Origin of the sequence: Kitasatospora sp. NPDC057965, from assembly GCF_042887135.1 — a bacterium.
Lineage (GTDB): Bacteria > Actinomycetota > Actinomycetes > Streptomycetales > Streptomycetaceae > Kitasatospora.
In genome coordinates this window covers 40,948-59,663 of record NZ_JBHVPZ010000029.1, presented here as the reverse complement: position 1 = coordinate 59,663, position 18,716 = coordinate 40,948, and the positions used below count along the sequence as shown (strand labels likewise).

Annotated in this window: 16 protein-coding genes and 1 tRNA gene; 3 read left to right on the top strand and 14 right to left on the bottom strand. The window is 71.1% G+C overall.

The genetic code is table 11. From position 1 onward, the window contains the following. Window positions 1–183: 183 nt before the first annotated feature. On the top strand, window positions 184–627 hold the full coding sequence (locus tag ACFVVU_RS30510) for a hypothetical protein (RefSeq protein WP_387793461.1): 444 nt from the start codon (window positions 184–186) through the stop codon (window positions 625–627). A 113-nt stretch (window positions 628–740) separates the two neighbouring features. On the opposite strand, the gene ACFVVU_RS30505 is transcribed toward ACFVVU_RS30510, so the two are convergent. The 14 genes from ACFVVU_RS30505 to ACFVVU_RS30440 all read right to left on the bottom strand — a co-directional run bounded on the left by ACFVVU_RS30505 (window position 741) and on the right by ACFVVU_RS30440 (window position 16,121). Further along, window positions 741–2,102 (bottom strand): hypothetical protein, encoded by a 1,362-nt coding sequence (locus tag ACFVVU_RS30505; protein WP_387793460.1) that lies wholly within the window; start codon window positions 2,100–2,102, stop codon window positions 741–743. Then, a complete protein-coding gene (locus ACFVVU_RS30500) occupies window positions 2,096–5,209 on the bottom strand; it encodes a hypothetical protein (RefSeq protein ID WP_387793459.1) in 3,114 nt (1,037 codons plus the stop codon). Before ACFVVU_RS30500 ends, ACFVVU_RS30505 begins: the two co-directional genes overlap by 7 nt. After that, a complete protein-coding gene (locus tag ACFVVU_RS30495; RefSeq protein WP_387793457.1) occupies window positions 5,206–5,862 on the bottom strand; it encodes a hypothetical protein in 657 nt (218 codons plus the stop codon). The genes ACFVVU_RS30500 and ACFVVU_RS30495 overlap by 4 nt, the downstream gene beginning before the upstream one ends. After that, window positions 5,859–6,452 carry a hypothetical protein gene (locus tag ACFVVU_RS30490; protein ID WP_387793456.1) on the bottom strand — a complete coding sequence of 198 codons (594 nt, stop codon included), beginning with the start codon at window positions 6,450–6,452 and terminating at the stop codon, window positions 5,859–5,861. The genes ACFVVU_RS30495 and ACFVVU_RS30490 overlap by 4 nt, the downstream gene beginning before the upstream one ends. Then, window positions 6,439–7,764, bottom strand: coding sequence for a hypothetical protein (locus ACFVVU_RS30485; protein WP_387793455.1), 1,326 nt, complete (start codon window positions 7,762–7,764; stop codon window positions 6,439–6,441). Before ACFVVU_RS30485 ends, ACFVVU_RS30490 begins: the two co-directional genes overlap by 14 nt. Window positions 7,765–7,952: 188 nt before the next feature. Continuing rightward, window positions 7,953–8,795, bottom strand: a complete 843-nt coding sequence (locus ACFVVU_RS30480) for a hypothetical protein (RefSeq protein ID WP_387793454.1) — start codon at window positions 8,793–8,795, stop codon at window positions 7,953–7,955. 472 nt (window positions 8,796–9,267) lie between these two features. Further along, window positions 9,268–9,341 (bottom strand) — tRNA-Pro (locus ACFVVU_RS30475). A gap of 136 nt (window positions 9,342–9,477) precedes the next feature. Continuing rightward, entirely contained in the window at window positions 9,478–10,797 is a 1,320-nt protein-coding gene (locus tag ACFVVU_RS30470; RefSeq protein WP_380680470.1) for an MFS transporter, read from the bottom strand. Window positions 10,798–10,888: 91 nt separating this feature from the next. Continuing rightward, on the bottom strand, window positions 10,889–11,368 hold the full coding sequence (locus ACFVVU_RS30465; protein WP_380680468.1) for a MarR family winged helix-turn-helix transcriptional regulator: 480 nt from the start codon (window positions 11,366–11,368) through the stop codon (window positions 10,889–10,891). A gap of 119 nt (window positions 11,369–11,487) precedes the next feature. Then, the gene (locus ACFVVU_RS30460; protein WP_387793452.1) at window positions 11,488–11,760 is read right to left on the bottom strand and encodes a hypothetical protein; all 273 of its coding nucleotides are present in this window, start codon (window positions 11,758–11,760) and stop codon (window positions 11,488–11,490) included. Between the two features lie 637 nt (window positions 11,761–12,397). Next, window positions 12,398–13,189 carry a DUF1684 domain-containing protein gene (locus tag ACFVVU_RS30455; protein ID WP_387793451.1) on the bottom strand — a complete coding sequence of 264 codons (792 nt, stop codon included), beginning with the start codon at window positions 13,187–13,189 and terminating at the stop codon, window positions 12,398–12,400. Between the two features lie 190 nt (window positions 13,190–13,379). Continuing rightward, complete coding sequence (locus tag ACFVVU_RS30450; RefSeq protein ID WP_380680459.1) at window positions 13,380–14,240, bottom strand: acyl-CoA thioesterase; 861 nt, start codon at window positions 14,238–14,240, stop codon at window positions 13,380–13,382. Between the two features lie 242 nt (window positions 14,241–14,482). Continuing rightward, window positions 14,483–15,172 (bottom strand): alpha-ketoglutarate-dependent dioxygenase AlkB family protein, encoded by a 690-nt coding sequence (locus ACFVVU_RS30445; RefSeq protein WP_380680456.1) that lies wholly within the window; start codon window positions 15,170–15,172, stop codon window positions 14,483–14,485. Between the two features lie 181 nt (window positions 15,173–15,353). Then, complete coding sequence (locus ACFVVU_RS30440; protein ID WP_387793450.1) at window positions 15,354–16,121, bottom strand: transglycosylase family protein; 768 nt, start codon at window positions 16,119–16,121, stop codon at window positions 15,354–15,356. Window positions 16,122–16,753: 632 nt separating this feature from the next. On the opposite strand from ACFVVU_RS30440, the gene ACFVVU_RS30435 reads away from it, so the two are divergent. Continuing rightward, a complete protein-coding gene (locus ACFVVU_RS30435) occupies window positions 16,754–17,602 on the top strand; it encodes a hypothetical protein (protein ID WP_380680450.1) in 849 nt (282 codons plus the stop codon). A 113-nt stretch (window positions 17,603–17,715) separates the two neighbouring features. Continuing rightward, complete coding sequence (locus ACFVVU_RS30430) at window positions 17,716–18,516, top strand: hypothetical protein (RefSeq protein WP_387793449.1); 801 nt, start codon at window positions 17,716–17,718, stop codon at window positions 18,514–18,516. The last annotated feature ends 200 nt before the right edge of the window (window positions 18,517–18,716 follow it).

The following is an 18,716-nucleotide window of genomic DNA, read 5'->3' as shown; positions in this document are numbered from 1 at the left end:
GCGCCGGCCCGGCCCTTTGTGTTTATTCCTCATACCCCCCCACACCCCCCGTCGGCCCCCCCCCCCCCCGGGGGGCCCCGGGGGGGGGGGGGTTCCACCATTTCGGTGGAACCCACCCCCCGCCGTTGTCTTCCGGCCCCCTCAGGGCAACGCGGGCCGCAGGTCCGAACTATCCTCAGCCGCATGCCATCCCTCGCAAATGACCCGCGCCACCAGAAGCTGGTCGGCGTGCTAACCCCGCTGCTGCGCCGTGCCTGTCCACCCGACGCGGGCGGCTACGGAGGTGCCTACGAGCTGCGCCTTCTGCCGAGTGAGGCCGAGGGCCTGGGCGGTGTTCCGCTGATCCGGTCAGCGATGCGCAAGGCTGCGCGAGAACTCGGCTGGTCGAAGCTGCAGACATACGGCTCCGTCAGCGCGACCGTGGCGCTAGCCGGCGTCCTAGACCAGCGAGAAGTCCCCAAGGAGTTCGCAGCGGCCGTCGAGCGCTACAAGATGGCCCAGATGCGGGATGCTGCCGAGGCCGTCTCTCGGAGGCTCACCAGCGGCACCCCTCACGCGGCCCGCGGTTCGGTCTTCGTGACCGCCCAAGAGTTCCGCGCGGCATTCGATGCGGCCGACGATGCATGAGCCAAGTGTGAACTGCCTTGCCACGCCAAATCTTCCAGCCGCCAGGGCCGTTGGGTGGCAGCACCGGATCCCCAATCGGTAGGAAGCTGATGACAGCGATTCCCATCCCCGGGTCATGACGAGCTGCCGTCCATCAGAGCCACCACGGCTTCTGTGATGCAGCCTTCCTGTTCAACCGGATAACCACGACGGAGGCAACCGTCAGCCAGCGCCGCCGCCGGGCCGTCAAGCATGGCTCGAAGGTCCCGCCAGACTGGACTGTCCGGCGCCCAGGGGGCTTGTGGCAGATGGCCTGGTGTCAGCCCGACGTCGCAGATGACGGTTCGCTCCCGGGCGGACGTCGTCAGGGAGTTCCAGATTGCGGTTGCGATCCGGACTCCGCCGAGGTCTGCGTCGGGAGCGATGATGACGGTGTCCGCCTGCACTGCAAGTTCAGCGACGTGCCGGCGAATGTCGTAGCTCGGCATCCCGGCGTGATAGACGATCCCCGGTGCTTCCTGGCTCGTCCTGAGCATCTCGTAGACGGCGTCTGCAGCTTGGAGGTTCTCGATCACGACCAGGGTTCGGCTGCCCAGCTGAAGTTGGAGGTACGGGGTAGCGGCCGGGATGAGGACGATCCCGAGATTGTCCAGGGGTCGGCAATGACCTTCCGGCATCGCCGTGATGGGGCCACCAAGACCTATCCTGCTGCGCCCGCGAAGGCCGATCGCCTCAGCCAGGGCGGTGGGGATTCCGCTCTCGCGTAGCGCGCGGATCGCGTCGTCCCAGGTCTTGGAGTTGCGGGTGTGTGCGAGGGAGAACGCGCGGGTGCCGGTGTGACGGGCGCCTTGAGCCAGGTCGTGGGCCAGTGCCGTGAGAAGGGCGATGCGCTTATTCGCGGGTGAGGGCCTTTCCAGTTCGCGGGTGAGCGCTTCGTCGAGCCGCCGTAGGTCGTCTTCGACAATACCTTCGGGCAGTTCCTGAGGGTTGGCGATGGCTTCGCGGGCTCGGAGGAGCGCACGGGCGCGACGTTGCGTCTGTATGTCGCGGGCCTCCAGGTGGACCCGGGCGTGGCCGCGGCCGGCGGTGGTGAGGCTCCATCGGATCGGGGCTCCGAGGGCGAGGTCGTCGGTGACTTCGCAGCGCAGGGTCACGGTGCCAGCCCGGACGAGTTCGACGGCAAGTGTCCAGGCATCGTCGCGGAAGCGTGCTTTGACGGTGGACCACGTGCGGGTTGTCGCGCCGAGAATGAAGCCGCGGTCCCCTTGCCTGAGGGTGGAGAGCAAGAGATCGAGTGCGGCCGGATCAGGTGGTGCGGCAAGTTGGAGGTCGACGTGGGTATCCCGCAGCCGTTTTCCTCTCGTCCTCACGATGCGGCGGGTTCCGTCGTCCTGGCGGCTGGTGCGTTGGACGAAGCGCGCGGTCAGCCCGGCCGGTGTTCCGGCTAGGTGGACGACCGGGCCGTGGTGGGGCTGGTCCGCAGTGCCGGTCACCACCAGGTACGTCCTGCCAGGAGGGCTTCGAGGGTGATCTCGACACGCTCGTTGTTGTCGTCGTAGCCGAACATCCGGGTGGCGGTGTTGAGGGCCTCCGTGTGGCTGGGGTAGTGGAAGTAGAGGATGCCGCCGCAGAAGTCCGCGGCGTCGTCCATCAACGTCTCCTGACAAGTCCCCAGGACGGTGATGCCGTGCTCCTGGGCGGTCCCGGCTATCGCCGAGAGGACCTCCCGCCGGTGGTGGTAGCCCAGCGCGTCACCGAGTTCGTCGAGGATGAGGAGCCGTCCGCGCGGGTGGGGCGATGCAAGGAGCGCAGCGAGGACGAGGTGGATGGAGAACAGCTTCTCCTGCGCGGCGTTGGTGATGTTGTCGTACGGGAGCATGGAGCCCGCGGGGGTGCGCCGCCAGCACGGGGTGATCTCGCAGCGCCACAGGTCGGACAGGGACGCCGGCGGTGTGAGCGTGCGGCGCAGCTCGGCGCCGTAGAGGCCGGCTGCGCGGTTGAGGCGGTCGAGTGCGTTCTCGATGTCCTGAAGGGCTTGGTCCAGTCGCAGGGTGATGCTGTCCTGCATGGCGTGGACACTGTGCTGGAGGTCGGCCACGGTTCGCCTGCCGGCGGTGAGGCCGAGTTCGCGTTCCTCGCGGTTGGTCGTGATGCGGGTGCGGGTTCCGCGGTCTGTGTCGGCTCGGGTGTCGAGCCAGTCTTGGATCGCTGTGGCCGGTGCCTCGAATGCCTCGGCGCCCGGGAACTGTCGTGTGCCCTCGTCTCCGGCCTGGTTGGTGCGCAGGTGGATGGCGTTCGCGATGGCGGGGGTGGGGGCGTTGGCGCCGGTGATGGAGTTGATGCCGAGGTCGGCCATGGCTTGCAGGAGGTAGCGTCCTGCGTTGTCTCGTAGTGAGATTTCGCTTCTGCGGTCGGGGGGCTGTGCGTCGGGATCCGGTTCCTCGCCGTTTCTTGGCCAGCGCAGGGCGGTGAGGGCCTGTTCGCGGCTGCCGGCCCGGTCGAGCCAGTACGAGGTATTCAAAGCGGCGAGTTGTCGGTCGGCCTCTTCCATCTGCGCGGCAACGGCCTGCTGCTGTTGCCGCGCATCGCGCAACTGGTGCTCTGCGTTCTGGCGTTGAAGGACGAGGGTCTGTTGTTTCACGAGAGCATCACGCATGTGCTGCTCGGCCGATTCCGCGGCCTCCAGCAGGTTCTGCAGCTGGGCTTCGGCCTGGGCCAGGGCGCCCTCGATCGTTTGACGGGCTTCCCGCAGCTTGGCTACTCGTTCGGCGTGTTCGAGTCGGCTGACGAGCAGTTCGGCGTCGGCCTGGGTGGTGTGAGCCCGTTCCACGGCCTGCTCTGCTGTCGCAAGGGCCGCTGCGGTCTCGTCGACCACGTGGCGCAGGCGTTCGAGCAGGGCGTCTCGGCCGGTGATGGGCTGCGGGAATCCGCCCAGGACGCGCAGGCCGAGCTGGTCGTCGAGCGCGGCGATGGGGTCCGTCGTGGTCTGGAGTCGCTCGGCCAGGGCGTGGAGGAAGGGCCGCAGGGCGGGGGGCGCGAAGGCTGGGGAGCGTGCGGATCGGCCGTGTTGGCGAAGGACCAGGACCGCACCGGGCAGATCGGCCAGTGCTTCGGTGGCCGGGTCGGCCTGGTCGGCGTCGATGCAGACCGCGTCTCGGTAGAGGGCGAGGCGTGCCTCCCAGCGGGCACGCTGGGAGGCTGGGATGTCGAGGCCGTCCAGGAGGCCGACGGCCTCGACGCCGGCGGCGTCAAGGATCTGCACGGCGCGCCCGGCGTTGCCGTAGTGGCCCCGTTCGGCCTGCTCGACGTTGCGTACGGCTTCGGCATGGGAGGCGCTCGCGGCGGTGCGCGTGACTTCGGCGGCCAGCCTGCTCTGGCGTGCTTCGTCGGCGAGCGGGCGGGCATCGGCCAGGGTGCCGTGGGCGCCCGCCGCTTCGTGTTCCTCCTCCTGGATACGCTCCTCGGTGCGGGTGATGTCGTTCTTCAAACCCGCCGATCGCGTACGGGCCTCCTCCAGCTGGTTGGCAGCCCGTTGGCTCTTCTCCGATGCCGTGCGCAGGGCCTCGTCGGCCTGTTGGCTGTCGCGCACCGCGTTCAACTCGGTGGTCGCGCGCGCAACAGCGCGCTTCGCGTCGTCGAGTGGATCCTTGAGGTCTTCCTTCCCCTGCTCCAGCTGGTCTCTCTTGGCGAGGACATCGAGCAGGCCACGGGCGTAGTGCAGTTCCCAGTACTCGCTGGCCTGGGCCAGGTTGGAGCGTGCCTTGTCTCGCTGTTCAACTGCATACAGGGCCTGCTCCTCCTCGATGAGGGCATTCTCGTTCTCCGCTGTCCGTTCGGCGAGCTGGGCGATGGCGCCCGCGAGGTCGCGACGGACGTTCTCGTCGGTTTCGAGCAGGTGGGCCCGTCCGGTCAGGTCGATCAGGGCCGCCCCGATGCCGGCGGGGGTGAACAGCCCGGTCTCCAGCTTCAGCAGCGACGGACCGCCTCGGCGCTTGCCCCGGGAGGTGAGGTAGGCGAGGCAGCGCGGGACGGGTCCGTAGAGGCGTTCGGCGTACTGAATCGCCCCGAGCGACGGACCTGGAAGTGACTTGAAGATCGCTGGGGCGCCCTGGTGTCGGTCCTCGTCATCGTCGGAGGTCGCGAGGTGGATCCCCGGGGCGTGCCGGACCTGGACGTAGGGGGCTGTGGCGGAGATCCTCATCCATACGGTGTGGGCGGTGCCCAGGACGTCGTCCGGATCCACGAACACGCCCGCGATGAAGCCGAACGTCGCTGCCGGGTACCGCTGGGCGGCAACGCCGGCGGTGTCGGGTTCGAAGAGCAGTTGGGCAACGGATGCCGGGCCTGCCCCGTACATGCGCCACTCCGGGTCGCCGAGCAGGAGCGCGACGGCTGCGAGCCAGCTGGTCTTGCCGCTCTCGTTGGAGTCTTCCGGGCCTTTGCCGGTCACCGCGACGAAGCATCCGGGCACGATGACGACGGCGGCCGAGGGGTGACGGGCGATGTCGAAGGTCTGCACGGCCACCAGCTGGCGGTCGCCGATGACGCCCAGGTCGATCTCTCGGGTGCTGGTGGGTTCTTCGGGAGTCGGGTGGGTGGTCATGATTCGACCTCCTCGGCCGGCCAGGACTGCGGCGCCGTCTCCTGTCGCTCGCGTCGGCGCCGGATGACGTCGGCGTACAGGGAGTCGGGAAGGGTGACGAGGACCAGGTCCTCCCACAGACGGGCCGATTGCGCGTCGGTGAGCCGCAGCAGGGCGGGTCCGGGCAGGATTTGCCCGCGGTACCCGGTGCGCAGCAGGCGCCGGGCCTTGAGCCGTCGTAGCGCGGGACGGAGCAGCCCGTAGGTGACCTCGGGGTCGTCGTTCCTGTAGAGCTCTGCGATGGAAGTACCGGGGCCGTCGCTGAGCCAGGAGGTGGAGTGGTGCTTTCCGCCGGCGCGGGGGATCGCCACGGTGCGCAGCAGGACGATGGCGAGTACGGCGCGGTCGACTTCCGGAAGGAGACCGATCCCGTCGGCTGCGAGCTTGCGGGCCGTGGTGTCGTCGTAGCCGCTGGTGTATCCGGCGATGGTGCGGTGCTCGCGGGCGATGAGTGTGCGGCCGGCGGCGCGCAGGCGGCTGGCGACGGCGGCTCGCAGTGCGTCGTCGGCGAGGGCGGGGAATGCGTCTGCCGGGACCAGGCCGTCTGCAGTTTCCAGGGCGGCGACGGCCGCCAGGACGAGGGTCTCCTCGCGGTCGGAGAGGGTCTCGGTCATGGTGCGCCCTCCTCCGGTGGCCGGTTGGCCGTCTCGGGTGGGTGGGGCAGGTGGTCGTGCATTCGGCGTACGGCCTCGGTGAAGGTGTCGGGCAGTGCTGCGACTGCGGGGCCGAGGCGCAGGTGTGTGCCGTCGCTGTAGATGAGCAGCAGGAGGGGCAGCTCGGTGTCGAGAGTGTCCTTGACCGTGTTGGAGTCGGCGCCGATGTCTACCAGGGTGTCGACGATCAGCGCGCGGTCGAACGGCTCGCCGGGGTATGGCTGCAGGCGGACGTCTCGCCAGCCCGCCGCGAGGCACACGGCGAAGGTGACGGACTGGGTCGGGCTCAGGCGCCTCACCGGGTAGGCGGCGGTTTCCTCCGGTACGGGGGGAACGGACCATCCCAGGGTGTGCACTTGGCGAACCGCGCCTGGCCGGCCGGAAGTGAGTGCTGGTGGCGGGACAGGGCCAGCGCAGTCCACAAGGCGCCGACCGCATGCGATGGCCCGGCGCTGCGCGGCCTCGACGGTCTGTGTCGGCAGGCTGCGGGTGTCGACCAGGCCCTGGGCGCGGGCGGTGGCGAGGATGTAGGCCGGGTCATGCGCTTCCATGGGGTTCCTCGTGCCCGCGGCGGTGCAGGTGTTCTGGTGCCTTGGCATCCTGCCGGTGCAGGTAGACAGGGTGCAGGTAGGTGACCCAGCCGATGCGGTCGACGATCAGGTTGATGCCGATCTCCAGGCGGTACGGCGCGTAGGGGTCTGCGTCGAGCCCGATCAGGTCTGCGAGCAGGCGGGCGGCGGCCGGCCAGCGGGACCGTTGCAGTTCGGCAGTGAGATCCGCGCGGTCGCCTTCCACGAGGACACGTTCGGCCAGGTGGTCCTGTCGACTGCGTTCGCGCACCCGGGCCTCGCCGATCCGCTGTACAGGGTCGCGCTCCTGCGGCACCTGCGGCATGGTCGGGCGGCGCCGGAGCCGGGTGTAGGGGGCGAACTCCTCGACCGCCTTCATCAGCATGCCCGCGTCGATCCACACGGTCGGCGGGTCCGCCACAAGATCGGCACCGAACTGACCGAGAAGGGCCAGCGGGGCGTGCCGGGCGGCCTCGAGGTACTCCTCCGCGCTGAGCACAGCGAAGTCGAGGGTGCGCCCACCTTGTTCGACGATCCGCTGGATGGCGGCTGCCAGCGCCCGCTGGTAGCGCTGCTCGGCGTTCAGCAGGGCTACTGCCTGGTAGTCGAGGGCATGGTCGTTCGGGAAGTGATCGGAGACTTCCTTGTTGAGGAATTCCACCTTCTCGGTCAGGCCCGGGAAGTTGTGTTCCCGCTGTTCCTCGGCCAGCTCTCGGATGCTGGCGACGGCGACCAGCCGCTCGAGGTGAATCGCGTAGAGGCTCAGGATCTGCCGGCCGTACGCCAGGCCGGCCTCGATGGCGGCCCGGTCGCGGGAACGCTGTTTGATCAAGGATCTGGTCTCGTCGAGCAGCGCCGCCAGTTCGTCGATGCCCCGGTGCCGGCGCAACCGTTCGTGGACCAAGATGGCGGGCCCAACGGCAGGGTGCAGCGCGTAGCGCTGCTGGTGCTTCTTGGCGAGGTAGGGCTGGATCGCGCCGTAGTGCTCGAAGATCGCCCATCGGGCGTCGAAGAAGCCTTCGCTGTACTGCGGTGAGCGCCTCTCGCTGATCGATGCCCAAACGTCGCTCCTGGTCGGCCCTCCGGATGCCTCGCTGTCCGCGAAGGCCGCGACGATGTCGCGGGCGACTGCAAGCGCCTCTGGTCCCTCCAGGAGCGCTTCCTTGAACTTGGCGACTACTGCGCTGAACGCGCGTACGTTCAGGGCCTGCTGGCGTGGGCTGAGGCTGCCTGGCAGTTCGCCTGACCCGGGAGGCGGCTCGCCTCCCGGTGGGTCCGCATTCACATCCGGCACTTCCTAGATTCCAGCGCGAATGAATCCATTGTCCACTTAAATCACTTTTACGACAAGAGTTACCTTTGCTCCCTATGGCCACATTTGGAGCCCGAATCGAACGGCGATCGGCAACTGGCGGGCGGCCTTGCTGCGCGATGACCGCAGAGAAGTCAGCTGCGTCAGCACAAGGTCCGCACAGCGCAATGTCACCGTAGGCGGCGCCAACCGGTCGGTCGCCTGGTGGACGGTTGGCGTAGGTCCGCATACCGGACCACTGCTTGCGGAGTGGCCGTTCGGACCCATACCGGTGCTCCAACGATGATCCTGTGGGTGCCTTCGAGGCTTGTTCCTCCGAAATTCCAACGATCGGGGTCGAGCGTGACGTCGCTGTAGATCACCGCCAGCCATTCGACGTCGGTGGCATAGCCGAGGGCCCACGGGCGCGTCCAGGGATCCTCCGACGAACCGGTCTCGGCCCGCTCCCTATCCCCGAGCGCGATCTTCAGCGCCTCGACGGCGAGTCCCGGCTCATCCCACTGCGAGGTGTTTCGGGCACCTCGGCTTGCGAGGAGTTCGGTGACGGCAGACCAGGCGGATGAGGAACTCCCTTCGATCGCTTCGCCGGCTTGGAAGTCTGCCGCGTTGTCCACGCTGCCGAACAGGCAGAGGTCGACCCGCTGGCCGGAGCCGTTCTTGGCGCGGGCGTGGAGCACGATGCCCTTCTCGCGGGCTGGGCCATCGGTGAAGGCTGAGAACGCCACCTTCCCCAACCCGCTGGCGAGCAATACCTGCGGCTCGTCGTACGTGACAGCGATCCGATCCCGCAGCGCCCGTACAACCCGATCAGCGACTCGCTTCCGGCTCCGCTCGCGGCCTTCCGCGCGCTGAAGGCCGACGACGGGCAGCGAGATGCCGAAGAAGGAGGACGGGGTGCTCGCAGTGGAGACACGCCACGAGGCCCCCAGGCGCAGGCCATTGTCGCGCCCAAGGACGCAAATCTGCCGCTCCGACCAGTACCGGTACTTGGTGACCTCGCCGACCCGCCGCACTGACACCCCCTCAAACCCTCGCGAGCCTATCGAGGACTTGTCTGTCCGGCTTGCCCTCGGCGCCATGCCCGTTCCACAGGACGAGATAGTTGCACAGAGCTACCAGCTCCCCGTTCGCGACGCACCCTAGGGGCTACTCGCAACAGTCAGGCGGAGGGGAAAGTGTCGATTCAGACGCAATGACGCCACTTGGCGGGTGGTCAGCCGTGGCCAACTCTCGCCACACAAGCCCGATTTCAGCCACATATGTGACCGAAAATCGACCATTACGACTTGGTAACGGTCACTTACAGCAACTGCATAAACGGGCATTTCGGGCCGCCTGATCGCCAGGCAAGGGGGCATCCGGACCCCTTGGTCCCAAAACGGTCCCAAACAGTGTGCGAACCAGTTCTGCCGGTCCCTGATGGACCGTCATGCAAAAGGCCGCTGACCTGGGCGTTAACCCGGCCAACGGCCTTTCCGACTCACGTCGGGACGACAGGATTTGAACCTGCGACCCCTTGACCCCCAGTCAAGTGCGCTACCAAGCTGCGCCACGTCCCGTGGTCTCGTGGCCCTGGGCGGAGCCTGGGGGGCTCGGCCTTCGGGTTTCTCGACCTTGTCGGCCGGTTGTCCCGGCGACGAGGAAAACAATACAGCACGTCGGGGGGTGCTCGCTGCAGGGTTGTGGGGGTGGGGGTCAGGGGGTTGGGTGGCGGGCGTCGTAGCGGAGGAAGGCGGGGCGGCGGGCGGCGAGGAGGAGGATGGCGGCGACACAGGCGAGGCCGCCGCTGACGACGGAGACGGCCGGGCTGGTGAGGGAGGCGACGGCGCCGGACTCGAAGTCGCCGAGGCGCGGGCCGCCGGCGACGATCACGATGAAGACGCCCTGGAGGCGGCCGCGCATCTCGTCCGGGGCCGCGACCTGCATCATCGTGTTGCGGAAGATCATGCTGATGGTGTCGGCGCAGCCGGCGGCGGCGAGCAGGAGGAGGCCGAGCCAGAGGTTGCGGACCAGGCCGAAGGCGGCGATGGCCAGGCCCCAGGCGATCACGGCGGCCAGGACGGCGGCACCCTGGCGGTTGATGCGGCCGACCCAGCCGGAGAAGAGGGCGCCGGTCAGGGCGCCAACGGCGGGGGCGGCGGCGAGCAGGCCGACGGTGCGGGCGTCGCCGCCGTAGAAGGTGACGGCGAGGGCCGGGAAGAGGGCGCGCGGCATGCCGAAGATCATCGCGGCCAGGTCGGCGAGGAAGCTGGTGCGCAGGTTGGGCTGGTCGCGCAGGAAGCGGAGGCCGTCGAGGACGGAGGCGCGGCCCTTGCGCTCGCCGAGCGGGAGCATGGCGGGCAGGCGCCACATCGCGTAGATCGTGGCGCCGAAGGCGACGGTGTCGACGAGGTAGGCGGCCTGGACGCCGTAGGCGCCGATGAGGACGCCGCCGAGCATGGGGCCGACGGTGAGGCCGAGGTTCATGCTGACGGTGTTCAGGGCGTTGGCGGCGGGGAGCTGGTGGGCGGGGACGAGGCGCGGGATCATCGCCGAGCGGGCGGGCGAGGCGAGCGCGAAGAAGCCGGCTTGGAGGGCGACGGCCGCGTAGAGGACCACGACGAGGCCGAGGCCCGCGAGTGCCTGGGCGGCCAGGACGGCGGAGACGGCGGCGAGGCCGGCCGCGCCGATCAGGCCGAGGCGGCGACGGTCGGCGGTGTCGGCGATCGCACCGCCGTAGAGGCCGAAGGCGACCAACGGGACGAGGGAGAAGAGGCCGACCAGGCCGGTCGCGAAGGTGGAGCCGGTGAGGTCGTAGACCTGGACGGAGACGGCGACGGCCGTCATCTGCTGGCCGATCGAGGAGACGGACTGCCCGAACCAGACCCGCCGGTAGTCGGCGTGGTCGCGCAGCGGGCTCAGGTCGGCGAAGGCGCCACGGGCGAACCGCCGGTACCAGGCCGGGGAGGGGGCGTCGGAGGGGGTGGGCGGTGCGTCCCCGTCGGCCGCGGAATTGGCAGGATGATTGGTCGACACAGTGCTCCATCGTCGCGCCGCCCGCCCGCGGCGCGGACACCGGGGTGCGTTTGCGGCGGCTTGATCGCGACTGCGCCGCCGCCCCGCCCCGTCAGCGCGGTCCGACGTTCTCCAGGATCCGGTCCAACAGCGTCCCGAGCTGGGCGACCTCCCGGTCGCTGAGGCCCTTGAGCATCTCCTGCTGGCTGTTGACCGCGACGGAGGAGATCCGGTTGTACATCTCCTCCCCGTCGGGCGCGATCTCCACGGTCGCCGCCCGGCGGTCGACGCCGGTGCGCTTGCGCACGACCAGGCCGCGCCGCTCCATCGACTCCAGGTGACGGGAGAGCGTCGGCCCCTCGATGCTCAGGTACTGGGCGAGTGCGCGCTGGATCATCGGACCCTCCAGCTTCAGGGCGGCCAGCACCGTCCAGGCCGCGAAGGTCGCCCCCGACTCGGCGAGGCGCTCCTCGAAGAACGCCCGACAGGACTTCGCGGTCAGGTGCAGCTTCGGCGCGACGCTGCTCCGCAGCCACGTCGGGCCGGCGTCCGCCTCGGCAGCGACCCGTTCTTCGCTCGGCCGGCCGGGCATCCGAACCTCCCATTCGTCACGAAATCCTCTGCGAAGCGTAGCGCCGGCCGGTACCTCGACCAGCCCCGGGCGGTGGCCCACACCCAACCCCGGTCACTGTCCCGCGCGGCGGCGGACGTTCAGAGCGGGAGGACCCGGAACCCCGGGATGTCCCGCGCGGCCTGCTCGAAGCTCTCCGGGTTCCGGTCCGGCACCACGCCGTTCTTGACGAAGGTGCTCGCGCCCATCGGGACCTGGGTCGGGAAGTGCGGGGCGATCGGCCCGCGCTCGTTCGGCGGCATCTCCACCAGCTTCACCCGCTGCGCCCTGCGACCGCGGACCTGTACCCCCTCGCCGGCCGCCCTGACGTTCTTCACCCGGTCCGACCCGGGGAACGCCTGCAGGATGTACACGGCACCGCCGACCTCCACCAGGGCGACCGGATTGGTTTACTCCCGGCCGGACTTGCGGCCCCTCACCTTCAACAGCCGCATCGGGCCGACCGGCAGGCCGATCCCGTGGAAGACCTCCATCATCTTGTTGCCGAACCTCTGGACCCGGTGACCCGGACGCGGGCGGCGGTGGACATGGTCGGTGCGCTCCTCTGCTGGAGGGTTCGGCCGGAGCGGGGGACGTCCGACCGGTAGTCGCTGATCACCGGCATCGCGGGCGGTCGGCCGTAGGCCGTCACCACCGCGCGCCTCCCCTTCGGAGGGAATAGATAGCTTGCTACCTAAGTCGCGTGACAGGCCACTGCGAGGCTGTCGACGCGAACACGGGAGGGCAACTCCTCTACCGCACGCGGCCGGTGGGACACGCAGCACGCAACTGTGGGAGCCGAGACGGGCGAGCCATGCGGGCCGTGCGAGGCCTACGAGCAGGGGCGGGCGAGCCGTCGTGCGGTGTGAGCGCAAGTACGGGACGCGCCGGGCAGCGGCGCTCCTGGGCGCCGTGCCCGGTGCGCGCTCGCCGCCCTGGACCCGGGCGGGACCGCAGGCCGCCCCGCCCGCCGGTCGGGCGGCCGAGCTGTGGAGCCGTGGAGCCGTGGAACTACCGGGTGAGGACCTGCTTCTCGCCCGCCTCCACCGCGAAGTCCAACCGGTTGCCGGGCGGCGGGAACGGGCAGATGAAGTGGTCCGCGAAGGCGCACGGCGGCAGGTAGGCGCGGTTCAGGTCCAGGACCGTGCGGCCGTCCGCGTCCGGCTCGGGCAGGGTGATGAAGCGGAACCGGTAGGTGTCCTTGCCACTGGTGGCGTCGGCGATGACGCCGCTCAGGCTGCCGCCCGACCCGCTGACCGTGAGGGTGCGGTGCTCACCGGCGACGGTGAACTCGATCTTCCCGGCGACGGCCAGCGGGCGCTCCTTGCCGTCGGCGTTCGGGACGACCACCGTCTGCGCCTGCTCGCCCTCGAACGGGGTGAAGACCGCGGGGACGGCCCACTCCGGCGCGTAGGGGTAGGCGGAGATCCCGGCGAACGAGGCCCGCCGGGGCGCCGCCGGGTCGAAGACCCGCAGCGCCAGCTCGCCCTCGCGCTCGATCGGCACCAGCAGCAGATCACCCAGCGCGGCGGTGTCCGCCGCCGGATCGGTGTCCGGCCGCAGCAGCACCTCACCGTCCACGGGAGCGGACGCGCCCACGACGGTGAGGCCGTCAGCGGCCGCCGCCCGGACCCGGATGCCCTCCGCGTCGGTCCACCAGACCCCGGGCAGCCCGGGGATCTCCGCGGGCTCGGGCTCCAGCCAGTGCGTACCGGTGAGCGCCAGCTGACCGTGCGGGGTGCTGACCGTCGCCGCCCGCCGATCGCTCCAGTGCTTCCATTCCTCCGCGGCCGTCGCCGTCATCGGCTCGCCCTCCCACTGTCGTCCAGGGCCCGCCGGGCGGGCCGTCCGTTTTCCCCCGTCACCCCATCGAACGCCGAACACCCGGTCCGGGCATTCCCGGCTCCGGATCCCGCCGTACGACCGTCGTACGACCGCCACACCGGTCAACACGCCGGTCACACCGCTCAACGCGGCGGACACACCCTCCCGGTCAGCCCTTGATCCGGCGGAACAGGCCCTCCTGCACCACCGACACCACCAGCCGGCCGCTGCGGTCGAAGATCTCCCCGCGCGCCAGGCCCCGGGCGCCGTGGGATATCGGGGACTCCTGCTGGTAGAGCAGCCAGTCGTCGGCCCGGAACGGGCGGTGGAACCACATCGCGTGGTCGAGCGAGGCCATGTCGAAGTGACGGGTGCCCCAGAGCGGCTCGACAGGGGCGCGGACGGCGTCCAGCAGGGTCATGTCGCTCGCGTAGGTGAGCGCGCAGACGTGGATCAGCGGATCGTCGGGCAGGTCGCCGTTGGTCCGCAGCCAGACACCGCTGCGCGCCTCGACGCCTTCGAGCTCCTCGGTGCTCCAGCGCAGCCGGTCGACGTAGCGGATGTCGAACGGCTGGCGCCGGCTGATGAACGGGGGCAGCTCGCCCAGTCGGGACCCGACCTCGTCCAGCGCGCTGGGCAGCGTCTCGGGGGCCGGGACCTCGGGCACCGGGAACTGGTGCTCGATGCTGTCCGGCTCCGGGGCGTGGAAGTCGGCGGTCAGCGCGAAGATCGACCGCCCTCCCTGGATCGCCAGCACTCGGCGGGTGGTGAACGAGCGGCCGTCCCGCAGCCGGTCCACCTGGTAGACGATCGGCACACCCGGCACGCCGGGGCGCAGGAAGTAGGCGTGCAGCGAGTGGACCGGCCGGTCGCCGTCCACGGTGCGCCCCGCCGCGACCAGCGCCTGCCCGGCGACCTGCCCGCCGAACGTACGCTGGAGCGCCTCCTCGGGGCTGCGCCCGCGGAAGATGTTCAGCTCGATCTGCTCGAGATCCAGCAGCGCGACGAGATCGTCGACCGGGGTACCCATGGAACACGTCCTCTCCGGGCCGCCGCCCGGCCGGAGGTCTTCCGCCCGGCTGCCGCGAACCCGTTCTCTCGAATTCTCCAGCTCAATCGAATTCCTCAGCGAGCCGGGGCATTCCCCGCACGGGGACCGCGGACGCCGATTCACTCGAACGAGGTCGAACATGACGGACCCGAGCGGACCCGAGCGGGCCCCAGCGGACCTGAGCGCGCCCGAGCGGACCCGAAGGCACGGCCCGTCGGCGCTCAGAGCCCCGACTGCCGCACGGTGACGTTGAGCCGCCCGGTCAGCCCCAGCGCCGGGTCCGCCGTACCGGGCAGCGTCTTCGTCACACCGTGGTAGGCGAACCGGGCCGGCCCGCCGAACACCAGCAGATCCCCGCTGCGCAGCTCCAGGTCGGTCCACGGCCTGGTCCTGGTCTCGGTGTTGCCGAGCCGGAAGACGCACGAGTCGCCGAGCGAGAGCGAGACCACCGGGGCGTCCACCCGCTCGTCGCGGTCCTGGTGCAGGCCCATCCGCGCCCCGTGCGGGTAGTGGTTGACGATCGCGATGTCCGGCGCGTACCCGGCCGCGCCCGCGATCCCGCCGACACCCGCGCCGTACGCCTCGGCCACCGCCCGCCGCGCGAGCAGGCCGAGCGCGGGCGGGAACGGCTTGACCGGTGTGCCGTCCTCGGCGGTGCGGGAGTAGCCGTACGGGTACCAGTGCAGGCCCAGCCCGACCATCCGCACCGACATCAGCCCACCGGTGGGCATCCGGACCGTGTGCATCCCGGCGGGCGGACGGGCCCACTCGCGGCAGGCGGCGACCAGCCGCAGCTGCGCCGCCGCGTCCAGCCAGCCCGGGAGCAGCACCGCACCCGGTGCGGGCTCGGACCGCCCGCGCCCGCCGGTCGTCGCGTCGAAGGAGCCGCCGAACAGCTCGCCCTGGGTCACTCCCCCATACTCGCGCACCCCTCCGACAACGGGCCCCTCCGGCAAACGCGTCCCTCCGACCACGGGCCCGCGACACCGGAGCCAAGCCGGAGCGACGCCGGAACAACGTGGGAGCGGCACCCGCACGCCGACGGCCGCCTCCCCGCGCTGCGGCGGGAAGGCGGCCGGGAAACCGGTCGGATCAGACGGTGAGGGTCTGGCCCGGGAAGATCAGGTTCGGGTTGGCGCCGATGACCTTGGCGTTCTTGCCGTACAGGTCGTGCCAGTCGACGCCCTGGGCGGCGGCGATGGTGCTCAGGGTGTCGCCGGCCTTGACGGTGTAGGAGCCGTTGGCCTGCTTGGCGTCCTGCGCGGTCCAGCTCTTGGCGGCCTTCGGCGCGGCGGCGGCCTTGGGGGCCTCGGCGGCCTTGGGGGCAGCCTTCGGAGCCTCGGCGGCCTTCGGCGCGGCGACGGCCTTCGGGGCCTCAGCGGCCTTCGGCGCGGCCGGCTTCGGGGTCGCGGTGGCGGCCGGGGCGGCCGGCTTCGCGGCGGTGTCGACCGCGGCCGGGGCGCCGCCCTTGGTCAGGCCGGCCTTGACGGAGCAGACGGGCCAGGCGCCCGGGCCCTGCGAGGCGAGGACCTTCTCGGCGACGGCGATCTGCTGCGCCTTGGTGGCCAGGTTGGCCTGCGAGGCGTAGGCGGTGCCACCGAAGGCGGCCCAGGTGCTGGAGGTGAACTGCAGACCGCCGTAGAAACCGTTGCCGGTGTTGATGGCCCAGTTGCCGCCGCTCTCGCACTGGGCGACGGCGTCCCAGGTGGAGACGGAGGCGGCGGAGGCCGAGGTGGCCGTGACGAGGCCGGCCACCGGCAGGGCCGCGACAGCGGCGCCCGCCACGACAGCCATCCGGACGCGGTTGCGCTTGGTGGCGGCGGTGGTGGTGGCAGCGGCGGACTCGTTACGGAAGGTCATGGGGTTCCTCTCGACAGCCCCGGGCGGGCATGCGGAACCAAGCCCTGGAAGGGGACTGGAATCGCTCGCCGCGTCCGTCGGGCGGCCGGAGACGTGTCGGACGTCCCGCGCCGCCCCTGGCCACCCGCCTCGCACCGGCGACCTGTTCGAGCGGTCGCATCGGCGGGCACGGCCGGCGCCGGGTGAACCGGCGGGCTGTGCGTCGGGGGTGAACCCGGGTGGTGCTCGTTGCACCGCCAAAGAAGCTACGAGTCGGCCGCCGGGGATCCAAACAATTTGGGGTCTCCCCAGCTCAGCGGGGCATTACCGCCGGTAACCGCCTGGCATTCGCGCCCTAAATGTCCGTTTTAGGCGTCATTTCCTAGATCAAACCTCCACAGGCCGTGGCTCACCTCACACTTCGATTCCGGCACTCCCGCCAACGACATCGACACATTGCGATGCCACCGGCACCCTCCGCGATCGAATCCGAGGCAATTCCCGTCACCCCGACCCCCCACCCGTGACCCCGGCCACAAGGGTCCGTTGGGCAGGACGGCCGGGCCGCCCCCGCCGCCGGCTCGAACAGGGCCGGGCCTCGGCCACCCCCGTCCACCCCGTTCGACCCCGACACCGCACCGAGGAGAAACCCAGTGCCGCGCATGCTCGACGTCAGCGACGAGGTCCGTTCCGAGATCGGCGACGACGAGGCCGACCGCCTGCTCGGCGGCGCCCACGCGCCCGACAGCTACGAGTGCACCTCCTGCCGCACCCCCGGGGACGCGCTCCAGGAGCCCACCAGCACCGTGCTGTTCGTCGGCGAGGAGACGGCGGTGCTCGCCTTCGCACACGCCCGCTGCATCCCCTCCCAGGTGGTCCCGGTCTCCGAGGAGCAGCTGGCCGGCGCCGTCCGCAGCATCAGCCAGGCCCAGGTCGACCCGGCCGCCGGACCGGACACCACGGCCCGCCCGCAGCCTCCGCTCCCCGCCCCGGCGGCCGACCCGGCGGCCGGGCGGCCCGGCGCGCCCGGGCAGGCCGCGATCCTCGGCATCACCTGCGGACTGGTGCTGCACGGCGACACCGGCCACGCCTCCCTGGTCGTCGAGCCGACCGGACCGGTCGGCCGCCCGGGCAACACCACCGGCGAGGACGAGTTCCTCGACCTGCTCCAGGACGCGGGCTTCCAGCCGGTCACCGACCTCGACAAGACGCCGGACCAGCTGCCCGGCTGGTCGGTCCTGGTCGCGATGGGCAAGCTGCACGCGGTCCTCCAGCCCGCGGCGGCCGGGGGCAGCACCGGATGGTGGCAGGCCCACCAGCCGCTGCAGGTGACCGACGCCTGGCGGTTCGCCGCCAATCACCTCGGCGAGGTCACCATGTACGCCGTCCCGGCCGGGACGGTCGGCCGGCAGCCGCGCGAGGACCTGCTGCGCCAGGCGCTGGAGCGGGCGGTGGCGCTCGGCCAGGTGGTCGCCGCCTCCCTCCCGCTCGCCGGCACGTGAGCCGTCCCGCGGGCGCACGAGCCCGCGGCGGGACGGCCGGGAGGGCCGGGAGGGCCACTTCCCGGCCCTCCCGGCGCCCGCATCCCCCGGCGGCCTCGCTCGTTGGGCCCTGCGTGTACAGCTACGACGTCCCCTCCTCCCGGCGGTCCGCCACCGCCTCCCGCGCCATCCCGGGCATGCGCCCGTCCTACGACGCGGAGCACCCGCACTCGGCGACACCCATCTACGACGAGCTGTACTCCGAGTACCGCCGGCTCTTCCGCGCACTGCCGGGCGACCGCTCCGGCGAGGAGGACCTGACGTTCACCGGCTTCGCCGTCCGCGACACCGCTCCGGCCCGCACCGACCCGCGCCCGTACCCGCCGCAGCACCAGGCGTTCCAGACGTACGCGGGCCAGGCGATCGGCATCCCGCAGTTCGTGCCCGGCCGCCCGGGCGGACCGGACCACGGCCGCGCTCAGCCCGACCAGCCGGCCTTCGACCATGCCGGCCACGACGGCCACGGCGGACCTGCCGGCCATGGAGACCACGACAGCCGCGGCGGCCACACCGGCCACCCGACGGGCCCTCAGGAGCACAGTTCCGCCACCCACGCCGGCCGGAGCGGCGGAGGCAGCGGCCGGCCGGCGGGCCCTTACACGACCGGCTTCCACCCCGCCCCCGCCCCCGGCCGGCCGGCGGGCGCCCAGGCGGGCACCGGCCAGGGCTGGGTCGCGAGCGGCTACCTCGGCGCCGCCCCTCCACCGGTGGCCGCGCACGTCCCCGCACCGCCGCCGGTGACGGTTCCGGTGCCGGCCCCCGCCCCGGCCGTCGGCGCCGCCTTCGGCCACGCCGACCCGGGCCCGCCCGGCGGTGGCGGCCGGCACCGCAGCCTGCTCTCCCTTCCCCCGGGCCGCAACGGCGAACAGCACTGACGCCCCCGAGGCGCCCCGGACCGGGCCACCGGACCGGGCCACCGCACCCGGGGCTGTCACCCCACGCAGGACGGCCACCACAGCCGAGGGCCCCGTCGGCCGGTCCCATGACCGGCGAAATGTTGTTTGGGGTATAGCGCCCCCCCCCCCCGGGGTCGTAAAAAAAAAAAACCCCCCACCGCACCACAAACCCAAGCGGA

What these genes read in the sequence shown, in the direction of transcription:
- ACFVVU_RS30510 (WP_387793461.1), top strand. Translation starts at nt 184, where the DNA reads ATGCCATCCCTCGCAAATGACCCGCGCCACCAGAAGCTGGTCGGCGTG.
- ACFVVU_RS30500 (WP_387793459.1), bottom strand. Translation starts at nt 5,209, where the DNA reads ATGACCACCCACCCGACTCCCGAAGAACCCACCAGCACCCGAGAGATC.
- ACFVVU_RS30495 (WP_387793457.1), bottom strand. Translation starts at nt 5,862, where the DNA reads ATGACCGAGACCCTCTCCGACCGCGAGGAGACCCTCGTCCTGGCGGCC.
- ACFVVU_RS30490 (WP_387793456.1), bottom strand. Translation starts at nt 6,452, where the DNA reads ATGGAAGCGCATGACCCGGCCTACATCCTCGCCACCGCCCGCGCCCAG.
- ACFVVU_RS30465 (WP_380680468.1), bottom strand. Translation starts at nt 11,368, where the DNA reads ATGCCCGGCCGGCCGAGCGAAGAACGGGTCGCTGCCGAGGCGGACGCC.
- ACFVVU_RS30455 (WP_387793451.1), bottom strand. Translation starts at nt 13,189, where the DNA reads ATGACGGCGACGGCCGCGGAGGAATGGAAGCACTGGAGCGATCGGCGG.
- ACFVVU_RS30450 (WP_380680459.1), bottom strand. Translation starts at nt 14,240, where the DNA reads ATGGGTACCCCGGTCGACGATCTCGTCGCGCTGCTGGATCTCGAGCAG.
- ACFVVU_RS30440 (WP_387793450.1), bottom strand. Translation starts at nt 16,121, where the DNA reads ATGACCTTCCGTAACGAGTCCGCCGCTGCCACCACCACCGCCGCCACC.